The organism is Bradyrhizobium sp. Leo78 (assembly GCF_059512425.1).
In genome coordinates this window covers 1-7,170 of record NZ_JCAMOT010000099.1, presented here as the reverse complement: position 1 = coordinate 7,170, position 7,170 = coordinate 1, and the positions used below count along the sequence as shown (strand labels likewise).

General features: G+C 58.9%; 8 protein-coding genes and 2 pseudogenes. 4 read left to right on the top strand and 6 right to left on the bottom strand.

Translation table 11 applies throughout. From position 1 onward, the window contains the following. Window positions 1–368 precede the first annotated feature (368 nt). Window positions 369–551 (top strand): hypothetical protein, encoded by a 183-nt coding sequence (locus AC5ZG1_RS43050; RefSeq protein ID WP_496136444.1) that lies wholly within the window; start codon window positions 369–371, stop codon window positions 549–551. 124 nt (window positions 552–675) lie between these two features. Beyond that, window positions 676–897: a hypothetical protein gene (locus tag AC5ZG1_RS43045; protein ID WP_496136443.1), complete on the top strand. Its 222-nt coding sequence runs from the start codon at window positions 676–678 to the stop codon at window positions 895–897. Window positions 898–1,144: 247 nt separating this feature from the next. On the opposite strand, the pseudogene AC5ZG1_RS43040 reads toward AC5ZG1_RS43045, so the two are convergent. Next, window positions 1,145–1,337, bottom strand: a pseudogene (locus tag AC5ZG1_RS43040) (PRC-barrel domain containing protein); the annotation flags it as partial. A 1,616-nt stretch (window positions 1,338–2,953) separates the two neighbouring features. Continuing rightward, window positions 2,954–3,187, bottom strand: a complete 234-nt coding sequence (locus AC5ZG1_RS43035) for a hypothetical protein (protein WP_496136442.1) — start codon at window positions 3,185–3,187, stop codon at window positions 2,954–2,956. Between the two features lie 921 nt (window positions 3,188–4,108). Here AC5ZG1_RS43035 and AC5ZG1_RS43030 point away from each other — a divergent pair. Beyond that, window positions 4,109–4,312 (top strand): cold-shock protein, encoded by a 204-nt coding sequence (locus AC5ZG1_RS43030; protein ID WP_028165752.1) that lies wholly within the window; start codon window positions 4,109–4,111, stop codon window positions 4,310–4,312. Between the two features lie 190 nt (window positions 4,313–4,502). Here the strand turns inward: AC5ZG1_RS43030 and AC5ZG1_RS43025 are convergent, their stop codons facing one another. The 4 genes and pseudogenes from AC5ZG1_RS43025 to AC5ZG1_RS43010 form a co-directional block, all read right to left on the bottom strand. Further along, window positions 4,503–4,631 carry a hypothetical protein gene (locus AC5ZG1_RS43025; protein WP_496136441.1) on the bottom strand — a complete coding sequence of 43 codons (129 nt, stop codon included), beginning with the start codon at window positions 4,629–4,631 and terminating at the stop codon, window positions 4,503–4,505. A gap of 30 nt (window positions 4,632–4,661) precedes the next feature. Next, window positions 4,662–5,111 (bottom strand): thioredoxin family protein, encoded by a 450-nt coding sequence (locus AC5ZG1_RS43020; RefSeq protein WP_496136440.1) that lies wholly within the window; start codon window positions 5,109–5,111, stop codon window positions 4,662–4,664. A 201-nt stretch (window positions 5,112–5,312) separates the two neighbouring features. After that, complete coding sequence (locus AC5ZG1_RS43015; protein WP_496136439.1) at window positions 5,313–5,804, bottom strand: hypothetical protein; 492 nt, start codon at window positions 5,802–5,804, stop codon at window positions 5,313–5,315. A 20-nt stretch (window positions 5,805–5,824) separates the two neighbouring features. Beyond that, window positions 5,825–6,735: pseudogene (locus AC5ZG1_RS43010) on the bottom strand (AbiTii domain-containing protein). A 234-nt stretch (window positions 6,736–6,969) separates the two neighbouring features. Between AC5ZG1_RS43010 and AC5ZG1_RS43005 the strand changes: the two are divergent. Then, window positions 6,970–7,155: a hypothetical protein gene (locus tag AC5ZG1_RS43005; protein WP_496136438.1), complete on the top strand. Its 186-nt coding sequence runs from the start codon at window positions 6,970–6,972 to the stop codon at window positions 7,153–7,155. Window positions 7,156–7,170: the final 15 nt, after the last annotated feature.

The following is a 7,170-nucleotide window of genomic DNA, read 5'->3' as shown; positions in this document are numbered from 1 at the left end:
GGTTTACCGATGCCGGAAAAATCCGGCTCACGGCCTGCGTGCCGATCATAGAGGCTGTCTAGTGCGTCGCTATCGGGCGGGCCTGTCAGAATGGCCATCCAGGACGGTATTCGGCTTTCACGGCTGCGCCATGGCAGCGGGCGCTCTGACGGAGGGGCCGTAACGGGGCTCTACATCCAGGCACTCCAAATGGAAAGCGGCCCCTGCCTCGGAGAGAGGAGCAAGGGCCGCTTTCTGCTACAGGCGTCCCAACAGACGCAGAGGGCGAACGGCCGCCCGGCCCGATCGTTCCAAGTTAGGAGTTGCTGTGGAACGAATGGCCTTGTCACGCGTCATGAGCGTGCTGTGAAAAGCGCGGACATTGGATCGTGAGAGGCAAGTATACTCGCAAAGCGGCAGCGACGCTGCTCCGCTTTGCAAAATCGACTTCCGACCTCAACCTGGCGGCCGCATTGGTGGAGAAGGCCGCCAACCTCAACGAGCGGGTCGAGGACTTGTCTCTTTCCAGCAAGGACGAGAGCGGCACTGCTGCGCGCGAACAGAAGCAGTAGCCATAGCGGCCGGGTGAGGAAAGACTACGGCCGGGGCAGCCAAGCGCCCGTAGTTCTCCGACCGTGTACAGGGTTCCTGTACTATGGTTTCCTTGCTCACCGGCATGGGCTTGGGCGGTGAGACTTGGCCATTTATCGACTATTGCAAAACTCGGGGGTGAAGCCGGAGGAGATCGGCCGCATCGCAGCGGCTTACGAGCGCGCATTGCATACCCTGTGCGTCAAGGATCGCGACGACCCTCTAACGGAAATGATCGCAAAAAAGATCATCAAGATCGCGCAATCAGGTGTCGAAGACCCCTCGAAAATTTCGGCTCTGGCCATCAAAGAACTCGAAATGCGATAGGCCAGCGCCGCTCGCATCTCCCGTGTTTGGAACCGAAACCTTTCTAACCCATGTGCATTTCGCGGGGGCTTCGCGAGATGCGAGGCAGCATGAACCCTCTCTGAGAGGGCGACGTGTTCCTGACCGTCGCCATCATGTCGACGACGTTTCTGATCGAGGTCGGCGTCTTCATCCTGATCGGAATGTTATGAAAAGACGCGCGCTGTGGCCGCGGGGCCGGATGCAAGGAACTAGTCCTCCGGGAACTGATGGTTGAGACCGGCCATTTGCCATCATGCCCTTTGATCGAAATCCGAAGCCCGTGCAACTCATCCAGCCACACGTTCTCGATCGTACCGGCCTTTCCGTTGGTAAGGACGACGGCAATGCCGATCAGTTCGGCTTGTGCCTCACCGAACTTCATTCAAAATTTTTGACGCACGAAGCTTAGCCGATGACACTGCGCGTCCCTGTTTCGCCGAGCCGTCTGTGCTGCCCCATCGCCGCTTACCGGCGCGGCTTGCCCCAATGCCCAGCCGCTGGAATGATAGATGGTGACTGCTCTTCCAATGCGCGGAGCCTGTTGATTTGCGTTCTAACGCTCGCTGGCAATTCCGGCTCTGGTTTTAGCGACGCCCGCAATCTCTCGCCGATCTCTCGAACAATAGCGAGGCTGTGTTTGTGGTCTATGTCAATGCGGTTGCGCATAGCGAAGCTCGCAGCAGAAACGGCACCGCTGGCAATTCTGAAATGGAGACCGCCGCCTTTGGCTATCTGCGCAAGCGCTTGTTCTGAAACAGCGGGTCTTTGTGACCTTTGGCTATCCGCGACATGCGCCGTGTAGTTTTAACGGCGAGCGGCGGTCGCGTGGCTTCTAAAATCGCGGCGGGAGCTTTCGTTCCTAATCTCCGATCGCGACGCCTTCGGAGGAACGAGGAACCTATTCGAGTGCGGAACCGAAAAGCATTTGGGCAAGCCTTACTTGGCGGGCAATCCGCCCCATGCGAACTCTCCAAGGGCGAAACACCCGTGGCGACGCCGCGCTGGTGGACGCGAGGAGCAACAGCGCAACGCATGGGCGGATTTTTGTGCATCCCTAGATAAAATGCACCAGGCGAACCACGACGCGTGCGCAGCCGTTCGATGCTGAGGGCGAGATGCCGTCGTCCGGAAGACTGAAGTGCGCGGCCGAATTGCGCGCGGCGTTGTGGCGGCATAAGCAAATCCATCATCGTGATGGATTTGAAAGGCCGCATAACCAAATCGCCAATTTGGCGGATGCGGCATTGGGGAACTGTAGGAACCAAAAACCCTGCTCAACGTTCGCATCCGGGGCCAGATGGGTCTTGTCCGATGAACGAAGCGACATTCTTCATTATGGGCGTAGCGGGTTTGGGCATATGGGCCGCTATCGTGGCGCTGTCTGAGATCATCGCGGCACGGGAACGAAGGCGGCTACGGCAGTGAGCCCGTGATCAAGGACGCACCGAGATAACCCTGTAAGCTTTCACGCGCTTGCAGCGCGGCGCTAGCACCGGCGGGTGGCGACCGTTGAGCGCTCGCAGGAAGCCGATGCGCGCAAACATCGTTGGTCCGCTATTTGTTTGCCCCTCGACTAGGCCGCAGCCTTGTCTTCCTTGTCGACGCCGCGCAGCACGATCTTGAGCAAGTTATCGCGCCGGCCCGTTCTGTCAATATAATACATGACTTGCCCCCTAAGCCGATTCAACCCCAGCGGGCGAACAAAAGCAATGGCCTTACAGACCGCCGGCCGATGTTGACGACAGAGGTGATTGGCCTCTCTCGAGCTTTCTAGGGCATTCGATTTGCACGGCAAGTCAGCGCTCGTGTTTAGTATCTTCGAGAGCCCGTCTAAGCGCCTCGCTGAACCTCTCTAGGCTCCTTCTGATGTCGTCAGGCATTCTGATTTCGTTGGGGGCACTCGTGGTCGTCGGTTCAGGGGGGGCTTCTTCGGCAGTCTTAGCTTTTTCCAATCGGTAGTATGAAAACACCGCGTAAACGGCGAGTGTGAGAAAAACCACAGCGGGTGCCGAGATGGCGATACTTTCGAGAGTGCTCATGGCTCATAGCTCAACAAAAATAGCCTGCCTATTGCATGACAGCACAGACCGAAGCCGAACGCTGAAACTACCAGCACGTAAAGTGTGGTAACGCTTAAGGTTGACTGTTCGGTCCTGAAAACCAGCGCAGCAATCGGAGCGAGCACCCCGGCGGAGATAACAGCAGTGCCGACATCGCTACAAAATGTAGCTATCAACTTTCTTTGCTCGTTGCGGGACTGCTTGCTCATCCAGCAATGCCTTTGTTGTAATGGATGACTTCCGACCAGTTCGGCCGGGGATCAACCCCCATCCCACGGAGCCGCAACAACTGCACTTCAGGTGGGCGCAGATATCGTACCAGTCCCAATCCGGAAGTCTATCGAGCGGCACCTTGGCATGGTGCCAGCAGCGGGGACGGGGATCGCGATCGGGCGGGCCGACGCAGTAAACCAGGATCGTCTTGAAACCAGCGGCTCGAGCGTCAGACGGACTGCCGTCAGACCAGTAGCGGAGACGGGGATTGGGTTTGCGGCGCCAAGGCATGGCCTATGAAAGCGCCGCAAAATCCGCCTTGCAAATTATCAATCCGGAACGCGATCAAGCTACAGGGCGTCGTGGGGTGTGGAGAACCTAGTCACTCCACAGTCCTCGGCTGATGGTCTCGACTAGCTGTGTCTCGCCTTCCTGGAAAGCCGGCATGTCCAGGGAGAGCAGGCCGGACTTGTTGTGCTCCATGCAGTAGCTGCCGCGCACGAACTGATTGATGCTCCATTGATTTTGACGCGGCCGGCTACCCAAAAAATGCCAGCACCAAGGATGATAGCAAGACGCTGCCGGACGTCTTGTGAAATGGCCCACACAGTAGCAGCCCGGCCCAGGGGACAAATCCGGACCGAGCTGCCTTTTGGCACTACACACGTGGATCCTGTGTGCGACCGTTCAACGTTGCTACAAATGGACTGTTCCGCGTGGCCTCGCCAGCCGTGCCGAAGGGGCAAGAAGAACTCGTTCCTCGGGCGGAGAATACGAGGCCCAGAGCCGGAGAAAGACAGCTCGGCCGGGGCGTTGATGGCCTGAACTGCAAGGGGCAGGGTGCAGGTTGGTTTTTCTTGCCGCGGCCCATCCGGCCACCATAGAATACCTCCATTGTTCAAAAACGGAGTGCCGGCGTGGCGACAGGTATTGTGAAGTGGTTCAATGCAACCAAAGGTTACGGATTTATTCAACCTGACAAGGGCGGCAAGGATGTCTTCGTCCACATCTCGGCCGTAGAAAAAGCGGGGCTGAGCGGTCTCAATGAGGGGACCAAGGTGAGCTACGAAGAAATGACCAACAGGGGCAAGACGTCCGCCGAAAATCTAAGAGTCGGATGAATTCAAATCCGCCGGCCTCGCGCTGGCGAAATTATGTCGAACATATAACCCGGCCTCAGTGCCGGGTTTTTCTTTGGGGCGGGCGGGAGCAGGCTTTAATGCCTGAAAACGTGGGGGAACGGCGTCCCGCTCCTTAAGCTGCATGGTGTTGTAATGCTATACTCTGTCCCCGGAGAGTGTGCACGCGCTCTCATTTACGTGTCCGGGACTCGCGCCGCGCCGCCAGGGCCTGCTCGGCCAGCGCCTCAAGCGCGTCGATCGCCTGCGCCAGTTCATCCTCGGCGACCGCGCGTCTCGTCGACGCTGAGATCGGCGGCATCACGGCCGCCTTGACCGGGCGGACTGATCGCTACCCCCGATTGGCCGGGTGCGTCTTAGCTAAAAGCGCGGCGATAGCGGAACGCTCAGTGTCGGCTACCAAGCGGCCGGTTTCAGTCTTGCCTATGAACGCGATCAGCGTGGAAGGCCTACCAGCGCCAAAAAACTTCACCGCGTCCTGCTGATTGTCGAAGTCGACAGTGAAGTAGATGAGGTCTTTGAACTCGGGCTGTGCCGTCAATTCGCTCAGGATCGGTTTCTGCTTCTGGCAGTCCGGACACCAGGACGCATGGATCGCAACTAAGATCGGCCTGCCTGCCTCCTGCGCCGCCGCGAAGGAGTCAGCATCGAACGGTCGGGTCTCGACGGCGAAAGCCAGGGCCCGCGAAGGCTGTGCTTGCGGCAACCACTGCAAAAACGAGGGAACGACGTGAGAGCATGGCTCGGCTCCTTCGATTGTGGTTATAACGAGTTTGCGCACTATGAACTCGGCGCGCCAGGGCCCCCGCCGGATCGGCTGGACGAGCAGAATCAACCGACTCCCGCAAAGCGAACATGTTCCTGAAGAAAAGGCCGGTTGGGGGGAGGTGGCCGTCGCGCCTTGGCGCGAGCGCCGCGAGGCCTCGATCGCGCGAGCTGGCGGGCGTAGCGCACGGCCTCGGCCGGGTTCGGGGAGCCTGGCTCATGGGCGGGGCTCCTGGCGGGTTTCGGCGGGCGGTGGGTTGGCCTTTAGCCAGGCGGCACGGGCGACCGGCTCGATCTGAGCATGTGTTTTTTCGAGAATCGATGCCAGTTCATCCGGGTCAGGCACAGTTTGCGAGGCGCTCTTGGCGTACCGGAAGTGGAGACCGGCATGATAGGGATCGAGCCAGTCCACCATCATTTCTAGCTCGCTGCCGGCTGCCACAAAGCCGAGTTGCTTGGCGCGGGCGAGTGCTTTCGACAGCTCGTGGCCGAGGCCTCGCCGGCCGAACAACTCCGATTGGTCGCCGCCGCTCGGGAGGATGAACGATTTCAGCAGGAGTTCGATGGCGTGGCAGAATAGATGGTAGCGAGGGGAAAAGTGGTTGTCCTGCTCCAGCAACCTCGCGGCTTCCACGTAAGACAAGGCGTCGAAAGCAAATCGGATTGCCAGCTCCTCGTTGCTAAAATTCTGCGGAATCGGCCGTTTCATAGGTCTGTCGAGTCGCGGCCTCACTTTAGTCCGTAGTATTTCAGCGCCGCCTCTTTGAGCAAATCGGTCGCTACTGCGGAGCCGATCTTCCAAGCCCCGGACGCCGCCTTCGGTGCGTTCTTTTTGATCCACGCGAGCGCCCTAGGGCCAAGGGGCTTCTCCGCATTCTCCGGTTCCTCCGACGAAACGATATCGGTGATTTCCTTGGCTGCGTCGTCCGGCAATCCCGCCTTTGCAAGCTCACTCACCATCGAAACAGTGTCGCCGGCCGTGATCGCAAGGGTCACTTGAGCGCCAGCAGTTGCCGTCACATGCGTGACGTTCCCGTAGACGGTTTGATTGAAAATCTGCGTGACGGTTGCCGCGCTCTCTGGCGTCTTGCTGCTGATCCCTTTCTCCAACGTAACTTCAACAGCGTCAGGCACACGCTTTTCAAGCTCGATAGTCAGTTCGAGTATCCGAGCCCGAACGGCCTGCACGATCTCTCGTGGGGCGACTGGCGACATTTCGGCAGTGACTGAATTGCAGGCAAAGTCCTCGTAAACTTTGCCCTGCAGCAAGAGGATCAGGTTCGAAGCGTTGATTCCCAGGGTCTTTCCGCTGGCGGCCCACTCCTGAACACTGGCGATGCTTTCCCTGACCTTATGTTGGGTCCAGTCCTTGCCTGCATGTTTCTCAGGTATGACGGGATTGGTGCGTTATTGATGCCAGAACCAAAAGCACCGGACCAACTGCCGCTGTACGACAGCCCTGCCACTCGATATTTGGGAACGTCCGCATCGCGCGGATATCCTTCCGCTTCGAATTTCACCCAATCCTCTAGCGGTTCACTTCCAAGTCGCGACGCCAAGAACCGCAATTTCAATAAGATCGTGCCCAGGTCCGGATTATCCTGAAGGATCGCCGCCTGGATTTCGTGAAGTATGCTCATAGAAGCCCCCTAGCCAGGGCTACATTATGTTCTACTCACACGCAACGGTCTAAGACTATTGGCTTACATAGCGCGCAAGTTGCTGCCTGGTGTGGGACTGATTCGCAATTCGCCGGCAAATGCATGTCTTGCCATGGCCAAAGCATTCGAGTTTGGGATCCCGACGACCGCCAAGGCGGTGCCGGCGGGGCCGCAATGGATTCATGAATCAAGTTCGATGGGTTTCGCCTGCGCGTGGTGCGCGAGCTTGATCGCGTGCGGCTGTTGACGCGCAACGGCGCAGATTGGACCGATCGCTATCCCTGGATCGTCGAGGCCGCGCGCCGCCTGAACCGCAGCGCTTTATCCTCGACGGCGAGGCGGAGGCGCTGCGGCCGTTGGGGCGTCCGCGCAAGAGCGATGCGGTTGCACCGAGCGTGAGGGCGCGGGCGCGTG